We start from the raw sequence: 21,969 nt of genomic DNA on the forward strand, positions 1-21,969 counted from the left end.
CGTAGCTATTCGCTTTAAGTGGACCAAATCAAGACTGGAAAACCGCCGAGGCGGCGGTTTTCAGGATTTTTTAAATCGTTTGAATTTCGGAGTAGTTTATCCGCGCAGATCCTTGCGCAGGATCTTGCCGACATTGGTCTTCGGCAGTTCGGTGCGGAATTCGACGAAACGCGGACGCTTGTAGTTGGTGAGGTTGGCGGCGCAGTGGCGCTTGACCTCTTCCTCCGTCAGTGCTGCATCCCTCTTGACGACGAAGAGCTTGACCGCTTCGCCGGAATGCTCGTCCGGAATGCCGATCGCCGCGCATTCGAGGATGCCCGGATGGGTCATCGCCACTTCCTCGATCTCGTTCGGGAAAACGTTGAAGCCGGAGACCAGGATCATGTCCTTCTTGCGGTCGACGATCTTGACGAGGCCGTCGGCGTTCATGAAGCCGATGTCACCCGAGCGGAAGAAGCCATCCGGCGAGATCGCCTTGGCGGTCTCGTCCGGCCGCTGCCAGTAGCCGGCCATCACCTGCGGCCCGCGGATGCAGATCTCGCCGACTTCGCCGATCGCCAGCGTATTGCCCTGGTCGTCGCGGATCTCGACGTCGGTGGACGGGATGGGCATGCCGATCGTGCCGGTGAACTCGGTCGCGTCGAGGATGTTGGCTGTTGCCACCGGCGAGGTCTCCGACAGGCCGTAACCTTCGGCGATCGAGCAGCCGGTCATCTGCTTCCAGCGTTCGGCGACCGGGCGCTGGATCGCCATGCCGCCGCCGAAGGTCAACATCAGCGACGAGAAATCGAGCTTCTGGAACTCCGCATTGTTCATCAGCGCGTTGAACAGCGTGTTGAGGCCCGGGAAGATATTGGTGTTGTGCTTGCCGAGTTCCTTGACGAAGCCCGGGATGTCGCGGGGATTGGGGATCAGGATGTTGTTGCCGCCGGTGGCAAGGCCCATCAGCGAATTCACGGTCAGCGCGAAGATATGGTAGAGCGGCAGCGCGCACATGAAGACGAGATTGTCCGGCCGGGTGCGCGAGCGGAACGCCGTCTGGAACCAGATTTCCATCTGCGCCATGTTCGACAAGAGGTTCGAATGGGTGAGCGTCGCGCCCTTCGAGACGCCCGTCGTCCCGCCGGTATATTGCAGGAAGGCGACGTCGCTCGCGGCGACGTTCGGCTTCGTCAGCTTGGCTCGCCCGCCCTTGGAAAGAACGTCCTTGAACGAAAGATGGCCGGGGATCGACCAGGCGGGAACGAGCTTCTTGACGCGGCGGACCACCAGATTGACGATCGCACCCTTCAGGCCCAGCATGTCGCCCATGGTCGCGACAACGACGTGCTTGACCGCGGTCTTGTCGACCACCTGCTGCACGGTGTGCGCGAAGTTTTCCAGAACGAAGATCGCCTTGGCGCCGGAATCGGTGAGCTGGTGCTGCAGTTCGCGCGGCGTGTAGAGCGGGTTGACGTTGACGACGGTAAAGCCGGCCCTGAGGATGCCGTAGACGATCACGGGGTTCTGGAGGATGTTCGGCATCATCACCGCGACGCGGTCGCCCTTGGCAAGGCCGATCGATTGCAGCCAGGCGCCGATCCTGGCGGACTGGGCGTTGAGGTCGGCAAAGGTCAGCGTCTTGCCCATGCAGGTGAAGGCCGGACGGCTCGAATAGCGGGCAACGGCGTGGTCGAAGAATTCGCCGATCGACTTGTAGGGCAGGGGGCCAATTTCGGCGGCTATTCCGGGTGGATAGGATTTCAGCCAGATCTTGCCTGGGCTGATACCCGTCTGTTGTGCGCTGACTTCCGCCATGACCTCTCTCCCTCTGGTCGCCACAGGCTGGCCTGATGCGGCCTGAGAAAATCCCTCCCGATCCTCTCACGCCGATGAGGATGATGCTTTTGCGACACCTCTTCAAGCTGAGATTCGGAATTATATAACTTTGACGTAAACGTCAACTGAGCTTACGGTTAACAGGCTTCTGCGAGCCTTGCGAAAAAGTATGACGAGAACCGCAAAAGCTTTGCCTGCCGCAGGAAAAACCTGTATTGCATTGCAGCATATCCCTGTTGGTCCAATCCGACATCCGCCGACATATCCCCCAGATTTTTCTCCGGCCGCAAGGCACGGCGACACTGGCCATTGCCCATGAGCGAACCCATGTGTGACGAAGCCTTCTCCTCAGCCGTCGATCCGCGCCGCGCCCGTGTTTCTGCCGCCGAAGTGGCGCTCGCCGTCGGCGGCTTCGGGATCGGTACCGGCGAGTTTGCGATCATGGGTCTCCTGCCGCAAGTCGCCGAAGACGTATCGGTATCGGTGCCCCAGGCTGTTGCGGTCATCAGCGCCTATGCGCTCGGCGTCGTCGTCGGTGCGCCGCTGATCGCGGTGCTTGCCGCCCGCTTCTCGCGCTTCCGGGTGCTTTTGGTCCTGATGCTGGTTTTTGCCGTCGGCAACTTCGCGAGCGCCGTCGCTCCGGATTTCTACACGCTGATTGCCGCGCGCTTCTTCGCCGGTCTGCCGCATGGCGCCTATTTCGGCGTGGCTGCCCTGGTGGCGGCCGGCCTTGCCGCGCCGAACCAGCGGGCCCGCGCCGTCGGCCGGGTGATGATGGGACTGACCATCGCCACTCTCTTCGGCACGCCGCTCGTCGCCTGGTTCGGCCAGGCGCTCGGCTGGCGCTCCGCGTTTGCCATCGTCGGCGCCATCAGCCTCCTGACCATGGCGCTCACCTTCGCCCACGTACCGCGGGACAAGGGCAACCCGAAGGCGACGCCGCTTCGCGAGCTGGGTGCGCTCGGCAAGCTGCAGGTCTGGCTGATGCTCGGCATCTGCGCCATCGGCTGTGGCGGCATGTTTGCCGTCTTCAGCTACATCACACCGGCGCTGACCGAAGTCGCAGGTGTTTCGCTTGGTAATGTGCCGATCATGCTTTCGGTCTTCGGTGCCGGCATGATCCTCGGCAACATCGTCGGGGCGCGGCTTGCCGACTGGGCGCTGATGCCGGCGATCGGTATCGCCATCGTCTTCAACATCTTGGCCTATGTGCTTTTCTATTTCACCATGGGCAATCCGTGGATCGCCATCGTCAACGTGCTCTTCATCGGCGGTGGCTTTGCCGTCGTCCCGGGCGTGCAGACCCGGCTGATGGATGTCGCCGGCGAGGCCCAGACGCTGGCTGCTGCCCTTAGCCACTCCGCCTTCAATCTCGCCAATGCGCTAGGCGCCTGGCTCGGCGGCGTTTCGATCGCTGCGGGTTATGGCTGGACCTCCACCGGTCTCGTCGGTGCCGTTCTCGGCGTTGCCGGCTTCGGTATCTTTCTCGCCTCAGTCTTCGTCGATCGCGCACAGCCTGCGCGTATGGCTGCAAAACCTGCGGCGGAATGACCGGCTTTATCGAAAGAAAGCCGGGGGCTCTTGAACCCTTCTAAATTTTTCTGTCATGTCCCGCCGCTAGCGTCGGCCACGGCCCTGAAACTACCGTAAAGCAGGGGCAAAGGGGCGGCGCGCGGTGTCAGAGTGGCTGGCAAGGCCGCGGGTTTGCTGTAAGCTCGTCGGAAGACGGAGGATCATTGGTGCAATTGGGTAATCGCGAACGAGAGAATTTCGCCGTGGAGCCACGGCTCCTCGGGCACACTGCCATTTCGCGCCATGCCCTTGTCGGCCCCATGACCGCTGCGCGCTGGATGCTGGTCTTCGTTCTGCTAGCCGGCGTCTATTTCTTCCATGGTTTCGTCGTTCCGGTTCTGGCCGCTGTCGTCATCGGGTTTGCCAGCTGGCCGATCTATCGCCGGCTGCTCGCCGGCGTGAACGGCAACCGGACGCTTGCCGCCACCATCGCGATCGTCTGCGTCATCTCCTTCATCGTCGTGCCGATCTCGATTGCCGCCGTCTATGCGGTCGACGAAGTGCGCGACTGGGTCGTCTGGGCCGTCGAGACCAATGCCAACGGTGCCGTCGTGCCCGCATGGCTGTCGAGCATTCCGATCGCCGGTGTCTGGCTTGGCGAGCAATGGGTCAAGCATATCGGCCATCCGGGCGCGCTCGGCGAACTGGTCCAGCTCGTCAGCGGCTCCAACATCGGCAATATCTACCGCGGCGTTCTGGTCGTCGGTGCCTCGACGTTCCATGCCTTCCTGACGCTGCTGTTCATGCTGATCACGCTGTTCTTCGTCTATCGCGATGGGCAGTCCTTCTCCGGCCAACTCGACAAGCTCGGCGAGCGTATCTTCCCGATGCGCTGGGAACGGCTGTCGCGCGTCGTGCCGCTGACGATCAGCTCGACGGTCACCGGCATGGGCATCATCGCCATCGGCGAAGGCATCGTGCTTGGCGTCGCCTATTGGCTTGCCGGCGTGCCGTCGCCGGTCACGCTCGGCATCATCACCGGCCTGATGGCGCTGATCCCCGGTGGCGCGCCGCTCTGCTTCACGCTGGTCTCGGTCTATCTCGTCGCCAGCGGTTCGCCCATTCACGGCCTGGCGCTGTTCACCTGGGGCACGACCGAACTCTTCATCGTCGACAAGACGCTGCGTCCGCGCCTCGTCGGCGGCCCGATCAAGCTTCCCTTCCTGCCGACCTTCTTCGGCCTCGTGGGCGGCGTGAAGACCATGGGTTTCCTCGGCCTCTTCGTCGGTCCGGTGCTGATGGCGCTGCTCGTTGCGATCTGGCGCGAATGGATGCGCGAAGCCACCACGCCCACCGAAACGAGCGTGAACGAGATTATCAAGGGCTAGGTGCTCTTTTGCCGAACCGGCGGTCGCATACGGGCGGCCTCGGGATCTCTTCAGCTTGTGGCAGATAGGCCGATACCGGACTGGTCCTGCGCCTATGAAGGTCGCCTCCCGCGCTCCCGAACGGATCTTTGCGGGCGTCTTTATCTTTTCCTTATGCCTCCTTCCGACCATCGCAATCGATAATTGACCCGCTGCGGGCGCAAGATCCGGACTTCAACAGTCCGGAGAATTTGCATGTCCGATGTTCTTTTTCTTGCCGCCGGAATCGGCGGCTTTGTCGTGTTCGCGCTTTATGCGCGCGCGCTGAGCCGGCTTTAGGAGGGCGTCATGTTCGAAGCCCTGCTCGGTCTTGCCGTCGCCATCGGTCTTGCGGCCTACCTCGTCGTCACCCTCGTTCGCCCGGAACGGTTCTGACCCGGTTGACGGGGATCGAACCCGTTGGCCGTTCGCATCAGCCGGGCGCCTTTGCGCCGTCCGGCCGCCCTTAGCGGAGTAATCTCATGTCTATCATCGGGTGGCTGCAGATCAGCCTCCTCTTCATCGCCGTCCTGATCGTCATCAAGCCGCTGGGGCTTTATATGGCGCGGGTCTTCTCCGGTGAACGCAACGTTTTTTCACCCGTCCTCGGTCCCGTCGAGCGCGGCCTTTATCTTGCGGCCGGTGTCGATCCGAAGAAGGAACAGGGCTGGCTCGCCTACACGATGTCGATGCTCGCCTTCAGCCTCGCCGGCTTTGTCTCGCTCTATGCGATCCTCCGGCTGCAGGCCCACCTGCCGATGAACCCGCAGGGCTTCTCGGGCATGCCGTCCGATCTCGCCTTCAACACGGCGGTCAGCTTCGTCACCAACACCAACTGGCAGAACTACGGTGGCGAAACCACGCTCAGCCATTTCAGCCAGATGGCCGGCCTGACGGTGCATAACTTCGTCTCCGCCGCGACCGGCATCGCCATGGCGCTTGCCGTCACCCGCGCCTTCGCCCGCTCGAACGCCTCGACCGTCGGCAACTTCTGGGTCGATCTCACCCGTTCGACGCTTTACGTGCTGCTGCCGATCGCCGTCGTCATGGCCCTTGCCATGGTCTGGACAGGCTTGCCGCAGACCTTCCACGCCGATCTGTCGGCAACCACGCTCGAAGGCGCCAAGCAGACGATCTCGCTCGGCCCTGTCGCCAGTCAGGAAGCGATCAAGCAGCTCGGCACCAATGGTGGTGGCTTCTTCAACGTCAATGCCGCCCATCCCTTCGAGAACCCGACGGCCTTCTCCAACTATCTCAACATTTTCGCCATGTTGTCGATCTCGGCGGCGCTCGTCTACACGTTTGGCCAGATGGTCGGTAACCGCCGCCAGGGTTGGGCCTTCATCGCCGTCACCGCGATCCTGCTGATCTCAGGCGTTGCGGTCGTCTACTGGGCGGAAGCCCACGGCAACCCGATCCTGACCGCCCTTGGTCTCGATGCCGCCCAGGGCAACATGGAAGGCAAGGAAGTCCGCTTCGGCCAGGCGATGACGGCGCTCTATGCCGCTGTCACCACCGGTCTGTCGGATGGCGGCGTCAACGGCATGCACGGCTCGCTGACGGGCCTCGGCGGTCTCGTGCCGATGTTCCTGATGCAGCTTGGCGAAGTCCTGCCGGGCGGCGTCGGCTCCGGCCTCTACGGCATGGTGGTCTTTGCGATCCTCGCCGTCTTCGTTGCCGGCCTGATGGTCGGCCGCACGCCGGAACTGCTCGGCAAGAAGATCGAATCCCGCGAGATGAAATACGCGATGTTCGCCGTCCTCATTCTGCCGGTGACGATCCTCGGCTTTGCCGCCGTCTCCGCGATGCTGCCTTTTGCCGTCGCAAGCATCGGCACGGCGGGCCCGCACGGCCTGTCCGAAATCCTCTATGCCTTCACGTCGGCGGCCGGCAACAACGGCTCGGCTTTCGGCGGGCTCACCGGCAACACACCCTGGTACAACACGACGCTCGGGTTCGCGATGCTGCTCGGCCGCTTCGCCTATGCGGTTCCGGTCATGGCGATCGCCGGTTCGATCGCGGTGAAGACCCGCGTGCCGGCGTCCAAGGGTACCTTCCCGACCGACACGCCGCTCTTCGTCGGCCTGCTTGTCGGCATCATCCTCATTCTCGGCGGGCTGCAATTCTTCCCGGCGCTCGCGCTCGGTCCCATCGTCGAGCATCTCTCGATGCTTGCCGGTCAGACCTTCTAAAGGAATTCGACACATGTCTTCCAAACCTATCGCACCCAGTCTTCTGGACCCGGCGATCCTGCTGCCGGCGATCAAGGCGGCGTTCATCAAGCTCGACCCGCGCCAGCTCGTGCGCAATCCGGTGATCTTCGTCACCGAAGTGGTCGCAGCCGTGGTCACCGGTCTCTTCGTGCGCGACATCGCCACCGGCACAGGCAGCCCGCTGTTCTCCGGCCAGATCGCCGCCTGGCTGTGGTTCACGGTGCTTTTTGCCACCTTTGCCGAAGCCGTCGCCGAAGGCCGCGGCAAGGCCCAGGCCGACAGCCTGCGCCGCACCAAGTCCGAACTGACGGCGCGCAAGCTCGTTGCCGACGAAGGCCGCGAGACCCAGACGATCCCGGCGACATCGCTGAAGGTCGGCGACCTCGTGCTCGTCGAGGCTGGCGAACTGATCCCCGGCGATGGCGAAGTCGTCGAGGGTGTCGCCTCTGTCAACGAGAGCGCCATCACCGGTGAATCGGCGCCCGTCATCCGTGAATCCGGTGGCGACCGCTCGGCTGTCACAGGCGGCACGCAGGTGCTGTCCGACTGGATCAAGATCCGCATCGGCGTGGCACCCGGCGACACTTTCGTCGACCGCATGATCGCGCTGATCGAGGGCGCGCAGCGCCAGAAAACCCCGAACGAGATCGCCCTGTCGATCCTGCTTTCGGGCCTGACGCTGATCTTCCTGGTGGCCGTCGTCACGCTCTGGGGGCTCGCCGGCTATTCCGGTACCGTGCTCTCGGTCACCGTGCTCGCAGCCCTGCTCGTCACCCTGATTCCGACCACGATCGGTGGCCTGCTTTCAGCCATCGGCATCGCCGGCATGGACCGTCTGGTGCGCTTCAACGTCATCGCCACCTCCGGCCGCGCTGTCGAGGCTGCTGGCGACGTCGATACGCTGCTGCTCGACAAGACAGGCACCATCACCTTCGGCAACCGCATGGCGGCCGACTTCATGCCGGTGCCCGGCGTTACCGAGGCCGAGCTTGCCGATGCCGCACTGCTTGCAAGCCTTGCCGACGAAACGCCTGAGGGCCGCTCGATCGCGGCGCTTGCCACCGGTGAATTTGGCCGCCAGACGCCAGATGTGTCGCTGCCCGCGTCCGACAAGGGCGAGGTCCTGGCGCTCGCCGTCGGCGGCGGCGCAAGCCGGGCCGGCGCGACCCGGATCGACGCGGTCATTCCCTTCGCTGCGGAAACGAGGCTTTCGGGCGTCGACTTCGGCGGCCGCCGGCTGCGCAAGGGTGCCGTCGACTCGGTCCTGAAGTTCACCGGTATCCGCGACGAGAACGTGCCGAACGAGTTTCGCCGCGCCGTCGACCAGGTGGCCCGCACCGGCGGCACGCCGCTTGCGGTTGCCGACGGTCCGCGCCTGCTCGGCGTCATCCATCTGAAGGATGTGGTGAAGCCCGGCATAAAGGAGCGCTTCGCCGCTCTTCGTGCCATGGGCATCCGCACGGTGATGGTCACCGGCGACAACCCGGTGACCGCTGCCGCCATCGCGTCCGAAGCCGGCGTCGACGACTTCCTTGCCGAAGCGACCCCGGAGGACAAGCTTGGCTATATCCGCAAGGAGCAGCAGGGCGGCCGCCTGATCGCGATGTGCGGCGACGGCACCAACGACGCGCCGGCACTCGCCCAGGCCGATGTCGGCGTCGCCATGCAGACGGGGACCCAGGCCGCCCGCGAGGCCGCCAACATGGTGGACCTCGATTCCAGTCCGACGAAGCTGATCGAGATCGTCGAGATCGGCAAGCAGCTGCTGATGACCCGCGGGTCGCTGACGACGTTTTCGATCGCCAACGACGTGGCCAAGTACTTCGCCATCATCCCGGCGCTGTTCATTACCACCTATCCGGCCCTTGCCGCGCTCAACGTCATGGGCCTCGCCTCGCCGCAATCGGCGATCCTCTCGGCGGTGATCTTTAACGCGCTCATCATCGTCGCCTTGATCCCGCTGGCGCTGAAGGGCGTCAAGTACCGGCCCGTCGGTGCGGCAGCCCTTCTGCGCCGTAACTTGGCTGTCTACGGCCTCGGCGGCATTGTCCTGCCCTTTGCCGGCATCAAGCTCGTCGACCTCGCCGTCAACGCACTCAATCTGGTGTAACCATGCTGAACCAACTTCGCCCCGCCATCGTCATGATCGTGCTCCTGACCGCGATCACCGGCCTTGCCTATCCCTTTGCAATCACCGGCGCGTCGCAGGTGCTGATGCCCGCGCAGGCAAATGGCAGCCTCATCGAGAAGGACGGTACCCTCATCGGTTCCGCCCTCATCGGCCAGAACTTTACTTCCGACAAATACTTCTGGCCGCGGCCCTCCGCGACCGGTCCGGACGCCTATAACGCGGGGGCTTCGAGCGGCTCCAACCTCGGTACCACCTCGGTCAAGCTCAGGGATCGTGTCGCAGCCGATGTCGAGCGCCTGAAAGCTGCCGGCCTTGCGGGAGAAATTCCTGTGGACGCGGCAACCACGTCAGGTTCCGGGCTCGACCCGCATATCACGCCGGCCTTCGCCGAAGCCCAGGTCGCCCGCGTCGCCAAGGCGCGGGGCTTGAGCCAAGCGGATGTCGCCGCCCTGGTCGCCAAGGCGACGGAGGATCGGCTGTTCGGGGTCGTAGGCGAGCCGCGCGTCAATGTGCTAGAACTCAACCTGGCCCTTGATGCGCCTCGAACCTAGAGCGGGATGAGGAAAAGTGCTTGCGGTATTCCGCCCGCATCCCGCTCTAAGCTATTAGAATCGATCACGCCTGAGACAATGCATGCCCGACAGTGAACGCGACGCCAAAGGTCGCCCGGACCCAGACGCACTGCTGGCGCTTGCCGCGCAGGACCGCCGGGGAAAACTGACCGTATTCCTCGGCGCCGCTCCCGGCGTCGGCAAGACCTATGCGATGTTGTCGCGAGCCCGCCGGCTGAAGGACGACGGTGTCGATATCGTCGTCGGGCTGGTCGAGACGCACGGGCGCAGCGAGACCGCTGCGCTCATTGACGGATTGGAGATACTGCCGCGCCGCGATGTGAACCATCGCGGCCGAATGCTTTCCGAGTTCGACCTGGATGCGGCCCTCGCGCGGCGTCCCCGGATCATCGTCGTCGACGAACTGGCCCACAGCAATCCGGCCGAAAGCCGGCACCCCAAGCGCTATCAGGATGTTGAGGAACTGATCGCCGCCGGCATCGATGTCTGGACGGCGCTCAATATCCAGCATCTCGAAAGCCTCTCGGATATCGTCGCCCAGATCACCGGTGTACCCGTGCGCGAACGGGTGCCGGATACCGTATTGAAGCGCGCTGACGACGTACTGCTTGTGGATCTGTCGCCGGCCGAGCTGATCGAGCGGCTGAAGGAGGGCAAGGTTTATCTGCCCGACAGCGCACAGCGCGCCGTCGACCGCTTCTTCCGCCTTGGCAACCTGACGGCACTGCGCGAACTGGCGCTCAGGCGGACAGCCGACCGGGTCGACGACCAGATGGTCGACTATCTCAAGCAGAACGCCATCGAAGGCATCTGGGCAAGCGGCGAGCGGCTGCTCGTCTGCATTGGTTCGGACCCGTTGTCCGAAAAGGTCGTGCGCACGGCAAGCCGGCTCGCCGAAGGATTGAATGCCCCCTGGATCGTCGTCTTCATCGAGCGCGCCGACCGCGAGAGCGGCGACGGCGAAGACGTGCGCCGGCTCGACGAAACCTTCCGTCTTGCCGAACAGCTCGGCGCCGAGACGCGCCGTATTATCGGCAACGACTTCGTCGAGGAAATCCTGAAGCTCGCGCGCCGGGAACACGCGACGCAGATCGTCATCGGCGCGCGCCGCCAGCCGTTCCCGATGCGGCTGTTTCGCCAGTCGCTTCCCGACGCCTTGGCCGAGCGCGTGTCCGGCATCGGCATTCACCTTGTGACCGATCGCGAGACGGTGCCCGTCAAACGGCGAACGAAGATGAAACGGACGCTGCCGCCGGGAAGTGGGCGCGCGATCGGCATCGCCGCCGGATCGGTGGTCGTCTCGACCGCCGTCGGCCTGCTGCTTGGCCGTTTCGTCGTCCTGCCCAACATCTCGTTGCTTTATCTACTCGCAGTGCTGGCCTCGGCGACCTATGCCGGTCACATCGCGGCAATCGCGGCAGCACTTTTTTCGGTGCTCGCCTATAACTTCTTTTTCATCAAACCGACCGGCACCTTCACCATCGCCGAGCCGCACGAGGTTTTTGCGCTCGTCGTCTTCCTCGCTGCCGCAGCCCTCGCCGGCAGCCTGGCGTCGCGGGTACGGGAGCAGGCAAAGACCGCCCGCCAGCGCGCCGCCGCGACTCAGGCGCTCTATGACTTTTCGCGCAAACTTTCAGGCACCGCCAAGGCCGACGACGTGCTCTGGGCGGCGGTGACGCAGATGCAGTCGACGCTGAAACGCAGTTCAGCGCTGCTTCTGCCTGAGGACGGAGACCTGCAGCTGAAAGCCGCCTGGCCGCCGGACACCGAGCTCGACGTCACCGACATCATGGCGGCGCGTTGGGCGATGGACAAACGCGAGCCGGCCGGCAACGGCACGGGAACCCTGCCGAACAGCCCTTTCCATTTCCGGCCGCTGACGAGCCCGCACGGCGTCGTCGGCGTCTGCGGCTTCGTCCAGGCCGACAAGCCACTGGAGATCAACGAGGAGCGGGCGCTGGCAGCGATCCTCGACCAGACGGCGATCGCCGTCGACCGCGCCCGCCTGTCACGCGAAAGCCTCGACCAGGCCGCAAAGCTCGAGGGCGAGCGCTTCCGCGCTGCCCTTCTTTCATCCATTTCGCATGATCTGAGAACCCCGCTTGCGACCATTACCGGCGCCGTCACCAGCTTGCGCCAGCTCGGTGATCGCATGCCGCCGGAAAGCCGCGACGACCTGTTGCAGTCGATCGAGGAGGAGGGCGGTCGGCTGACGCGCTTTGTCGCCAACCTGCTCGACATGACGCGCATCGAGGCCGGTACCGTCAATGCCAAGCGCGATTGGGTCGATGTCGCCGACGTGGTGCGGGCGGCGGTCGATCGCGCTCGCAAATATTTTCCCGAGCGCGAGATCGAAACCAGCATCGCCCCTGACTTGCCCCTGATGCGGGGCGACAGCGTGCTGCTCGGCCAGGTGCTCTTCAACCTGCTGGACAATGCCAACAAATATGGCGGCGAAGAGCCGATCAGCATCTATGCCCGTACCGACAGCAACGAGATCGTGCTGTCAGTGACCGACCTCGGCAAGGGTATTCCGCCGCGGGACCTCGAGCAGGTCTTCGAGAAATTCTTCCGCCGCGGCAAGGCGGATGGCCGCACTCCGGGAACGGGGCTGGGACTGTCGATCGCCAAGGGCTTCGTCGAAGCGATGGGCGGGCAGATCAAGGCGGAGAGCCCGGCGCTTCGCCGCCGCGGCACGCGCATTTCCATGCGCTTTCCCGCCGCCAAGGCTGAAATCTCCGAAAAGGACCGTGCATGAGCGTGGAGCGTATCCTCGTCGTCGACGACGAACCCCAGATCCAGCGTTTCCTGAAACCCGCGCTGAGTGCTGCCGGCTATGACGTTCGTGAGGCGATGACCGGCGCCGAGGCGCTGAAGGCGGCGGCGACGATGGCGCCGGATGTCGTCATCCTCGATCTCGGCCTGCCCGATATGGATGGCAAGGAGGTCATCGCCAACCTGCGCGGCTGGTCGCAGGTGCCGATCATCATCCTGTCGGCCCGCGACCGGGAAAGCGAAAAGATCGCAGCACTCGATCTCGGCGCCGACGACTACATCGAAAAGCCCTTCGGTATCGGCGAACTGACGGCCCGCATCCGTGCGGCCCTTCGCCACCGGGTGCAGATGGAAGGCGGCCAGACGCAGCTTTCCGCCGATGGTGTTTCGATCGACACGATCAAGCGGGTGGTGACGAAGGACGGCGAGCCCGTCCGGCTGACGCCAAAGGAATACGACCTCCTGGTGATGCTGGCGCATCACGCCGGCCGTGTCGTCACCCACAAGACGCTGCTTACCTCGGTCTGGGGCGTCGCGCACGGCGAAGACCTGCATTATCTGCGCGTCTTCATCGGCCAGCTGCGCGGCAAGATCGAGCGCGATCCGGCCGATCCGAAGATCATCCGTACGGAGCCGGGCGTCGGCTATCGCTTCGTCGGCGACGAGGGCTGACGGCGGGCTGCCGCCAAGCCCTTACTTTATCTTCACCGGCGTCGGCATGTCGGTTGCGAGCGTGTCTCCGACGACCACCTTCTTCTTCTTCGCCGGCTGCGGGTTTTCGAGGATCGACACAGGCGCCGAGACCGTCACGGCCGCGACGTTGCCGACGTTTCTCGCCGTGCCGGCGACGACCGCGGCAATGCCGGTTCCAACCGAGATATCGGAATCTGTGAGCGTCTGCCCCGTGGCGAGCCGCGTGCCGATGAGCTGGACGATCTCGGGGCTTTCCGCAAACTTTCCGTGGTGCAGGCCGTCCTCAGACTTAACCTTTGTCAAATCGATGGCAGTGATGCCGGCCCTTTCAAGCTGAGTGCGATAAGGCTCTGCCGACGGGTCGATTGCGCCAAGGCGTGAAACGTCGCCCGAGATGAAGCTCGAAAGCGCCAAGGCGCGGTCGTCCTGCGAAACGAAGATGGTGAACTTCGGCCGTTTCTTGCCCATCTCGACAAACTGCTTGGCGAAGACATCGAGATCGATATCGGGCGAGGCGAGGATGACGTTCTCGATCTTGGACGGCACGTTGCCGTCGCGGATGCCCATCTGCCGGAGCGATTCCATCGTCAGCCAGGTACCCATGGAATGGGCGAGGATGGTTATGCTTTTGACCTTCGGCGCGTCGGATAGCTTTTTCAGAATGTCTTCGAGCGCCGTGCGCGAATAGTTCGTGCTTTCCTTGTCGTAGTTGTAGTCGAACACGTTGGCGCGCGAAGGCCAGGTGAAGAGAACCGGCGTTGCCTGGACCTCCGAGTCATGCACGATCTGCGCCAGCCGGTAGACCGAATCCTCGTAGCGATTGTTGAAGCCGTGCACGAAGACGAAGGCATTGCCGCCGACATCGTGCTGCAGGAACCAGGACTTGGCTTCATCGAGCGACTTGAGCTCGTTCACCCGCGTGACGGCGAATTCCTTGGCCGGATCCGGCGGCAGCTTGCGCGGCCATTGCACCGTGCCCGACTTGCGTGCCGTTTCCGGCGGGATCGAAACCGCGACGTCGGTAAGGAAAGTATTGGCGTCGCGCTCGCCGGAAAAGAGCGTTGCCGGATCGCCGGAGGGTTCGCGCGTGGTTGCGACAAGCATGTCGACGGTGGATGCGCCCGGGACCGGAGTGGTGAGTGCGACGGGCGCCATCACACCCTTGGCATGGCCGCCGCAGCCGGCAAGCAGCGTCAGCGCCGCAAGCACGAACATTGTCCGCCCCCTGCCTGCGCCTCCCCGATGTAACGAACCCTGAACTCCCACCCATTCGAACATCGGCATCCCCACATACGCCTGAACTCGACTGCATCTGATCGCGCTTTCGCGAAATGCAGATGACAATACTCGGCGTCAATATGCAAGCAGGCGCTGATTGAAGATTCGCTACAGAGTTGTTGATGGATGTCGTTTCCCGTGTCGCGGGCTTGCCGCGACACGAAACCGACGCGGGCGATCTGCCGTTACTTCGCCGCCGCTTCCAGCGACTTCAGGATCGCGTGGGCAGCCTTGATCCTCTCGGGGTTCGGGTAGTTGCGGTTGGCAAGCAGCACGATTCCGATCTTCTTCTCCGGTACGAAGGCGACATAGCCGCCGAAGCCGTTGGTGGAGCCGGTCTTGTTGTAGAGCGTCGAGCCATCGGGGCGCTTCGGGGGATCCAATGCCTTGACCGGGTTGCTTTTCAGGGCCATGTCGCGCGAATTGCCGTCGAGCAGCCGCTCCAGCGAAACGGGGTAGGGGTATTGTTCCCAGCCCAGCCCCTGCACCATCTTGCCGCTGTCGAAATATCCGACATGGGTGCCTTCGACCGACTTGCGGATCGCGCCGTCGAGACGTTCAGGCTGGATGTTGGTCTCGACGAAGCGGATCATGTCTGCGGCCGATGACTTTACGCCATAGGCCTCCGCGTCGAACGTACCGGCAGTGACGCGAATTGGCTTGTCGGCCTTGCCGTAGCCCCAGGCGTAGCTGCCCATCTGGCTATCGGGAACGCGGACATAGCTGTGCTTCAGGCCGAGCTTGGGAAAGATCTCGCTTTCGAGAACCGCGCTGAAGCTGCCGCCCATCGCTAAAGCCGCGGTGTGGCCGAAGAGGCCGATGCTCGGGTTGGAATAGCGACGCTTCTTGCCGGGCTTGGCCTCCGGTTTCCATGTGCTGAAATAGCCGACCATGTCGGCGTTGCTCTTGACCGCATCGGGAAACTGCAACGGCAGTCCGCCAGCCGTATAGGTGGCAAGATGCAGGAGGGTCGCCTTGTCGATCGGCGTGCCCGCAAAGGCCGGGATGTACTTGCCGGGATGATCGTCGAAGGAGAGCTTGCCGGTGACCTGCGCATAGGACGCCAGTGTCGCGGCGAAGGCCTTGCTGATCGAGCCCAGTTCAAACAGCGTATTCTCGGTAACCGGTGCGTTCGTTTCCTTGGAAGCGACGCCGTAGTTCAGGAAATAGTGCCGGCCTTCAACGGTGACGGCGACGGCCATGCCCGGCACCTTGTGTTCGCGCATGATGGGGCGGATCGCCTTGTCCACGGCAGCGGCAATCTGCGCCCGCTCGCCACCTTCGGCAAAGGCGCTGGACGCCAGGGTCGCAAGGATTGCAGTAGAAAGACCTAATTTAATTGTCGCCATTCTATCCATTCGATGTGTTCTCTCTCGATATGCTGTCGGTGGCGCGGCGTGGGAGGGCCGCCGGCCACGGTCGGAGATGCTGTGTCGGGTCCGAGCTGGCGCTTTGCCGGCCCATGTCCCGCCAGGCCACGGAGACCCTGCAAGAAGTGCCCAACAGGACGGCAAAGAGCTAGACCGCCCGGCCCGACGGCACAAATGACGATATTTCGAGGGAGACCCTAGAAAATCTAAGGTGAGATGTCGCCGCGCGGGAGACGATTCCAGAGGCCGAAAGGGCGGCGGGGAGGGGCGCCGGCGCCGTGCGCTCTACAAAATCACGCTGTCCGTTGTCATCGGGGGTTCTCGGGCGTAGTATTCGCCGGCAGTTCAAGGCCCTGTTGTTGCCAGACTGCATGTCTAATATGTCTAATCCGCGAGCTGCTTCTGATCCAACAGAAGAGTCTCCCCCGATTCCGGGAGAATATTCGGAAGCTTATTTACATCCGACGCCACTCAATGGCGCCTCCGCCGATCTCTATTGCAATCAGACGGCCATATTGGAGGATAAGATGAGCAAGCAGACCATAACTATCGTTCTTGCCGGCGCCCTAGCCTTATCGGGGTGCCAATCGGCCTATATGTCCAAGAGCGGTTCGACCGGCAACGAATTCGGCTGCATTGCCGGAACCGTTGGTGGGGCCATTGTCGGCGGCCTGATCGGCTCGACCATTGGTTCAGGCACCGGTCAGCTATGGGCCGTTGGTGGTGGAGCGACACTCGGCGCTGCTGCCGGCAACGCGCTGACATGCCGCTATTATTGATCGAGGAACAGAGCAGAATGAAGAAAATCGTTCTTATGAGCGTGCTTGCGCTCGGCCAGATCACACCGGCGATCGCGCAGCAAGCTGCGACGATGAACCAGGGACAGATGAGCGCGCTCGACAGCGACAAGGACGGCGCGGTCGAGCGGTCCGAGTACGAGGCCTTCATGGCGGGCGCCTTCGACAATCTCGACAAGAACAAGGACGGAAATCTTACGTCCGACGAGACGAAGCAGGCGCTGAACGCTCAGCAGTTTGCCGCCACGGATACCAACAGCGACGGCAAGATCAGCCGGAACGAGTTTCTTGATCGGGTGATGGCGGATTTCAAGACCGCGGATCGAAGCGGCGACGGCAGCCTGAAATGATGCTCGGAGCCAATGCCGACCGCCCTTGATCCCGGTCGTTCGCGGCTGGCGGGCACGGGCTTCGGCCCGGCTCTCGCGCAAGCAAAGACGGCGTGCGCGCACGCACGTCCTCATTTTCCGGTTGCAATTGCCGGGCGTTCTGTTTCTCATGTCTAAAATTCACCGGCAGCTGGCCAGCTGGCTGCCGGTGCTCATGCCGCTCTTCCTGATTGTCCCATTCGGCTTTCTGACAAGCGACCAGGTTCTCCACGCAAGCGTGCGGAAGGGGACGTCGATGACAGCGAATGGGAATTCTCGCGATTGCCCCGCCGGCCGCGTATGGCCGGCGCCGTGACGTCCAAGCCGGGGGATCTCCCGGGCTCGTTTGTTGATCGTTGTGCCTGGATAGGAGAGACCATGTTCGACCGACCTCGTTCTTTGCGTGCGCCAACGGTGGCGTTGCTTGCCTTGCTGACGGGTTCGTTTGCGGTGGGCACTGCGCTGGCGCAGGAGCAGGCCGCCGCCCAGGCGGCGACCGAAGAGGCGCCGCAACCGCTCAGCGAAGATGAGCTCGAGGTCCTCGTCGCGCGCATTGCGCTCTACCCCGACGAACTCGTCGCACTCGTGACCTCTGCCTCGCTCTACCCGCTGCAGATCGTCGAGGCCGAGCGCTTCCTCGAGGTTTCGCAGACCAAGAAGGACATGAAGCCGAAGGACAGCTGGGACGGCAGCATCGTCTCGCTGCTGAATTATCCTCAGATCGTCAAGATGATGAGCGACGACCTCGACTGGACCCAGTCGCTCAGCGACGCGCTAGCCTATCAGCAGAAGGACGTGCTCGTCGCCATCCAGCAATTGCGCGACAAGGCCGTCGCCGACGGCGTCATCAAGTCGGACGACAAGGTGGTGGTGAAGCAGGAAAACGACAACGTCGTGATCCAGGCCGCCAATCCGGAGAAAATCTACGTCCCCCAATACGAGCCGCAGATGCTCTATGATCCAGGCTATCAGCCGGCCCCGATCGCCTATTATCCCGAGCCCTATCCGAACTATTACTATCCGACGGCGACCTTCTTTGCCGGCGTGGTCACGGGTGCTGCCTTTGCCGCGGTCGTCGACTGGGACGACTGGGGCGTCTGGGGCGGGCGCTGGAACGGCGGCGATGTCGATATCGACTGCAACAATTGCTTCAACAACATCAACGGCAAGGTGAAATTCAACGACGTCGACTGGAAAAATGTCGACCGCAGCAAGATCAGCTTCGACAAGAACCAGTTCGCCAAGATCGATCGCACCTCCATGGAGCGGGACTTCAAGTCCGCGAAAGGCAACAACATCGCCAACCGGGCGAAGGTGGCCCGCACCAACGAGATCGGCGCGGCGGCAAATAGATCCGGTAGCCGGATCTCGGTCGACGATGTCCGCAAGAGCAAGGTCGAGGCGCGCCAGCGGGAAAATCTCGGGCGAACCAACGCAGCTCCTGGCGACCGCAAACCGGGCAACCAGGTCAAGCAGAGGCCTCAGGGCGACAAGATCGGCAATGCCAAGCCGGCGGCCCGGGCCGATCGCCAGGTCGCCAAGCCGAAGCCGGGCGGCAAGATCGATCGTGGCGGTGGCGGAAAACCATCCGCCCTTGGTCAGGTCCAGAGCGGACGGGTGACCAAGATGCAGTCGGACCGCGGCCGCCAGGCGCTTGGTGGCGGCCAGCGCGGCGGTGGCCAGCCGCACCGTGAGATCAGGCGTGGTGGTGGCGGCGGCGGCGGACGGCACCGGTAACTCAAGGGAGGAGAACGAAAATGACCAAGCGCGTACATAATCTGCTCCTGTCTTCCTTTGCAGCCGCCGTGCTCGCCAGCGGCTCGGCGACGGTCGCTTCTGCGCAGGATCCCGCGGCGCACACGCCGCTCTCCGACTATGCGGCCGCAAGCGATCCGCCGGCGTTCGACACACCGGAACAGGCAATCGATGCGTTCAAGGCCGCCGTTGGTTCGGGCGATTTCGACAAGCTCGCGAACCTGGTGGGGCTGGATGCGGCCAAGGCCAAGACCAGCGACGGGGTGATGGACGCCTACGCCGATATCCAGGCGGGCGTAAAGAAGAAGGTGGCCGTACAGGACGTCGAAAACCGAAAGGTACTGGAGATCGGCGAAGTGCTCTGGCCCTTCCCGTTCCCGATTGCCAAGGGCGACGACGGAAAATGGGCCTTCGACACCTATACCGGTCTCGAGGAGATCGCCAATCGCCTGGTCGGCCGCAACGAACTCGACACGATCGCGACGGTCCGCGCCTATGTCGAGGCGCAGGAGGAATATGCGCAGGAAGATCATGACGGCGACGGCGTGCTCGAATACGCGCAGAAGCTGATCAGCAGCGAGGGCAAGACCGACGGGCTCTACTGGCCCGCGGGCGAGGGCCAGCCACAGAGCCCTGCGGGTGAAGCGCTCGCCGATGGCGCAGTGCTTGCCAGGGCCCAGGCCGGCAAGGGCTATTTCGGCTATCGCTACCGCGTGCTGACGAGCCAGGGCGACAACATCGCCGGCGGCAAGTTCGACTACATCATCAACGGCAACATGATTGCGGGCTTCGCTCTGGTCGCCTGGCCGGTGAAATATGGCGCAACGGGCGTCCACACCTTCGTCGTCAACCGCAACGGCACCGTCTACCAGGCCGATCTGGGCGACAAGACCGAGAGCGTTGCTGAAGGGATCCGGCAGTTCAATCCCAACGACAACTGGCAGGTCGTGGAGGATTGAGCGCCATGAGCGGAGCGGACCCAGGCGCCAAGGCATCCGGCGGCGACGCGGCGGATGCCGCGCCGGCAGCTCGGCAGGGAAAGATCGCCGAGTACCTCGCGTCCCATGGCGGCCCGTTCTTCGAGCTGCAGGCAAGGCTGAAGCTGTTGCGTGCGAACGCGCTGCAGTCAGGAAAGCGGGCTTTGCTTTTCGTCGCGCTTGCCTGGGGCGTTCCCTTTCTGCTTGGCCTGCCCGACAGCCTGTCGCTCGACCATAGCCAGGGCGCCTATCTGACCGATCCGGGCGTGTGGGCAAAGTTCTTCGTCGCGATTGCCGCTTTTGTGCTGGCCGAACAGCAGGTCGAGCGGGGGCTTCGCATCAAGCTCGGACAGTTTTCGCGCGCGCCGCTCATCGCTCCGACCTCGATGCCATCAGCCGCGCGCGCGATTTCCAACGCGCTGAAACAACGCGATTCCGGGCTGGCGGAAACCGTCTGCCTGGCACTCGCCGCGGTCGCGGCGCTGCTTTCCTTCCTGAACTTCCATACGACAGACGTCTCGTTCTGGGCCGTCGAGCACTCGGCCGAGGGCAACAGGATTACCGCTGCCGGCTGGTGGTCGATCTGCGTCAGCCTACCGCTCTTCGTCTTCCTGTTCCTGCGCGGCGTATGGCGGCACCTCGTCTGGGCGCGACTTTTGCGCAAGATCGCTCAACTGGAGCTTCGCCTCGTCGCCGCCCATCCCGACGGCAAGGGTGGCCTCGGCTTTCTGTCGCAATATCCGAACGCCTACATGTTCTTCGTCTTCGGCATGAGCGCGGCGATCGCGGCAGCGGTCATGAAGCACCTGCTGCAGGAGACGCTGTCGATGACGACGTTCAGCATGATCATGAGCGGGTGGCTGGCGATCGTGATCGCCTTCTTCGCCTATCCGTTATCGGCCTTCTCCAAGCCGCTGGCACGGCTGAAGGAAACCGGGCTGCTGATGTTCGGCGTGCAGGCGACCCGCTTCCAGCGCGCAGCAGAGCGCAAGGTGCTCGGCCGCAACGTGGCAGCCGACGCGACCGAGGAACCCGACGACGACGTGGCCGACCCCGGCAAACTGTTCGACGCGACCAAGAAGCTTTCGACCATGCTCATCAGCCGCGACGCCGTCGTGCCGGTCGCTGCCGCCGCTCTCATTCCCTTCGCCGTCGCAGGCGCGACAAGGCTGCCTTACAAGGAAGTGTTTTCGGTGCTGAAGAAGCTGTTGCTGCTGTGACGAGCGTCGCTTCGTCGGGGAGGCCGTACCCCGATCAGGCTCGGCCTGTCTGTTTGGGCCCGTTGTGGTGAGGTTCGAAACAGAAAATCCGGCTTTCCGTGGTCCAGGATAGGGAAGCGTCTTGACCTCAACTTAAGTTGAGGTCTTATGAACTTGTCCGATAGAGCCAATTGCCATGTGACGGATCGGACTTCATGCACATCTCCAGATTAATTCTGCCGGCATCGGACGTCGCCAATAGTGCTGCCTACTTTCGCGATGTCCTCGAACTGCCGACGGCCGGGAACTCCATCCAGGTGGGCTGGAGCGAAATCCAGCTGATCCCGGCCGCTGAGGGAGCGCCACACGGCGTGCACCTGGCCTTCAACATCCCCTTTGCGCGTTTTGACATGGCCGTCGCTTGGTTGGAGGGGCGGACATTGCTCCAAAAGGAGCCGGGTGGAGAAGCGTGCTTTGCCCTTGAAGGAGATTGGCAATCAAGGTCGATCTACTTCGACGGCCCCGACAATGCCGTGCTCGAATTGATCGGCCGCCGCAGGCTGATCCATCCCGCGGACAAGCGACCGTTCAGCGGCGCTGACCTGTCCTGCCTGAGCGAGGTCGGCGTTCCCTCCGATGATGTCGAGGGCATGGTGGCCGAGGCGGCCTGGACGTTTGGTGTCGGAACGGTCGGGCCAGCCTCGTCCAGCTTTGCCGCGATCGGCAATGATGAAGGCATGCTAATTGCCGTCGACCCGAACCGGCCGTGGTTTCCGCAAAAGCGTCAACGACCGGGTGCCAATGGACTGGAGATTTGGGTGACCGACGTGAAGTCACCTGGAACCGTGTCTGATGCCAAGCACGGCTGGAAAGTCCGAGCGAGATAGGGCAATCTCGGCGATCGTTTGTCCGACGACAGAGTGGTACTTTCGCCGTTGGCGATCGTGCTTTTCTTTTCAAGGAGGAATGGTGCCGCTTACGTGACTCGAACACGTGACCCCATCATTACGAATGATGTGCTCTACCGACTGAGCTAAAGCGGCCCGGAGGCAGTTCCGCGGAAGCCCGCGGAACGAATGTGAGGCGCTGATAAACGCAAAGCGCC

General features: G+C 63.2%; 17 protein-coding genes and 1 tRNA gene. 14 read left to right on the top strand and 4 right to left on the bottom strand.

What is annotated here, in order from left to right:
- Positions 1-96 precede the first annotated feature (96 nt).
- Positions 97-1,797, bottom strand: a complete 1,701-nt coding sequence (locus tag FA04_RS00585) for a long-chain fatty acid--CoA ligase (RefSeq protein WP_034797224.1) — start codon at positions 1,795-1,797, stop codon at positions 97-99.
- 336 nt (positions 1,798-2,133) lie between these two features.
- Between FA04_RS00585 and FA04_RS00595 the strand changes: the two genes are divergently transcribed.
- The 8 genes from FA04_RS00595 to FA04_RS00635 all read left to right on the top strand — a co-directional run bounded on the left by FA04_RS00595 (position 2,134) and on the right by FA04_RS00635 (position 13,099).
- On the top strand, positions 2,134-3,369 hold the full coding sequence (locus FA04_RS00595; protein WP_156552923.1) for an MFS transporter: 1,236 nt from the start codon (positions 2,134-2,136) through the stop codon (positions 3,367-3,369).
- 188 nt (positions 3,370-3,557) lie between these two features.
- Positions 3,558-4,718 (top strand): AI-2E family transporter, encoded by a 1,161-nt coding sequence (locus tag FA04_RS00600; protein WP_034797607.1) that lies wholly within the window; start codon positions 3,558-3,560, stop codon positions 4,716-4,718.
- 327 nt (positions 4,719-5,045) lie between these two features.
- Entirely contained in the window at positions 5,046-5,132 is an 87-nt protein-coding gene (kdpF, locus tag FA04_RS36655) for a K(+)-transporting ATPase subunit F (RefSeq protein ID WP_034797217.1), read from the top strand.
- An 86-nt stretch (positions 5,133-5,218) separates the two neighbouring features.
- Complete coding sequence (gene kdpA, locus FA04_RS00615; RefSeq protein ID WP_034797214.1) at positions 5,219-6,928, top strand: potassium-transporting ATPase subunit KdpA; 1,710 nt, start codon at positions 5,219-5,221, stop codon at positions 6,926-6,928.
- Between the two features lie 13 nt (positions 6,929-6,941).
- Positions 6,942-9,059 (top strand): potassium-transporting ATPase subunit KdpB, encoded by a 2,118-nt coding sequence (gene kdpB, locus FA04_RS00620; protein ID WP_034797212.1) that lies wholly within the window; start codon positions 6,942-6,944, stop codon positions 9,057-9,059.
- 2 nt (positions 9,060-9,061) lie between these two features.
- Entirely contained in the window at positions 9,062-9,631 is a 570-nt protein-coding gene (kdpC, locus tag FA04_RS00625; RefSeq protein WP_034797210.1) for a potassium-transporting ATPase subunit KdpC, read from the top strand.
- Positions 9,632-9,713: 82 nt separating this feature from the next.
- The gene (locus tag FA04_RS00630) at positions 9,714-12,410 is read left to right on the top strand and encodes a sensor histidine kinase (protein ID WP_034797208.1); all 2,697 of its coding nucleotides are present in this window, start codon (positions 9,714-9,716) and stop codon (positions 12,408-12,410) included.
- Positions 12,407-13,099, top strand: a complete 693-nt coding sequence (locus FA04_RS00635; protein WP_034797205.1) for a response regulator — start codon at positions 12,407-12,409, stop codon at positions 13,097-13,099. Before FA04_RS00630 ends, FA04_RS00635 begins: the two co-directional genes overlap by 4 nt.
- A 21-nt stretch (positions 13,100-13,120) precedes the next feature.
- Here the strand turns inward: FA04_RS00635 and FA04_RS00640 are convergent, their stop codons facing one another.
- Both FA04_RS00640 and ampC read right to left on the bottom strand, forming a co-directional pair.
- Positions 13,121-14,335, bottom strand: a complete 1,215-nt coding sequence (locus FA04_RS00640; RefSeq protein ID WP_051659371.1) for an alpha/beta hydrolase — start codon at positions 14,333-14,335, stop codon at positions 13,121-13,123.
- 248 nt (positions 14,336-14,583) lie between these two features.
- Complete coding sequence (gene ampC, locus FA04_RS00645) at positions 14,584-15,756, bottom strand: class C beta-lactamase (RefSeq protein ID WP_034797203.1); 1,173 nt, start codon at positions 15,754-15,756, stop codon at positions 14,584-14,586.
- A 539-nt stretch (positions 15,757-16,295) separates the two neighbouring features.
- On the opposite strand from ampC, the gene FA04_RS00650 reads away from it, so the two are divergent.
- The 6 genes from FA04_RS00650 to FA04_RS00680 all read left to right on the top strand — a co-directional run bounded on the left by FA04_RS00650 (position 16,296) and on the right by FA04_RS00680 (position 21,751).
- On the top strand, positions 16,296-16,547 hold the full coding sequence (locus tag FA04_RS00650; RefSeq protein ID WP_034797201.1) for a glycine zipper 2TM domain-containing protein: 252 nt from the start codon (positions 16,296-16,298) through the stop codon (positions 16,545-16,547).
- A gap of 17 nt (positions 16,548-16,564) precedes the next feature.
- Positions 16,565-16,915, top strand: coding sequence for an EF-hand domain-containing protein (locus FA04_RS00655; protein WP_034797198.1), 351 nt, complete (start codon positions 16,565-16,567; stop codon positions 16,913-16,915).
- Between the two features lie 396 nt (positions 16,916-17,311).
- Positions 17,312-18,670 carry a DUF3300 domain-containing protein gene (locus tag FA04_RS00665; RefSeq protein WP_051659370.1) on the top strand — a complete coding sequence of 453 codons (1,359 nt, stop codon included), beginning with the start codon at positions 17,312-17,314 and terminating at the stop codon, positions 18,668-18,670.
- Between the two features lie 20 nt (positions 18,671-18,690).
- Positions 18,691-19,647 carry a DUF2950 domain-containing protein gene (locus FA04_RS00670; RefSeq protein ID WP_034797196.1) on the top strand — a complete coding sequence of 319 codons (957 nt, stop codon included), beginning with the start codon at positions 18,691-18,693 and terminating at the stop codon, positions 19,645-19,647.
- Positions 19,648-19,652: 5 nt separating this feature from the next.
- Complete coding sequence (locus FA04_RS00675) at positions 19,653-20,885, top strand: hypothetical protein (protein WP_034797195.1); 1,233 nt, start codon at positions 19,653-19,655, stop codon at positions 20,883-20,885.
- Between the two features lie 194 nt (positions 20,886-21,079).
- Entirely contained in the window at positions 21,080-21,751 is a 672-nt protein-coding gene (locus FA04_RS00680; RefSeq protein ID WP_034797183.1) for a VOC family protein, read from the top strand.
- Between the two features lie 80 nt (positions 21,752-21,831).
- On the opposite strand, the gene FA04_RS00685 is transcribed toward FA04_RS00680, so the two are convergent.
- Positions 21,832-21,907 (bottom strand) — tRNA-Thr (locus FA04_RS00685).
- Positions 21,908-21,969: the final 62 nt, after the last annotated feature.

This window comes from Ensifer adhaerens, from assembly GCF_000697965.2.
GTDB lineage: Bacteria > Pseudomonadota > Alphaproteobacteria > Rhizobiales > Rhizobiaceae > Ensifer > Ensifer adhaerens.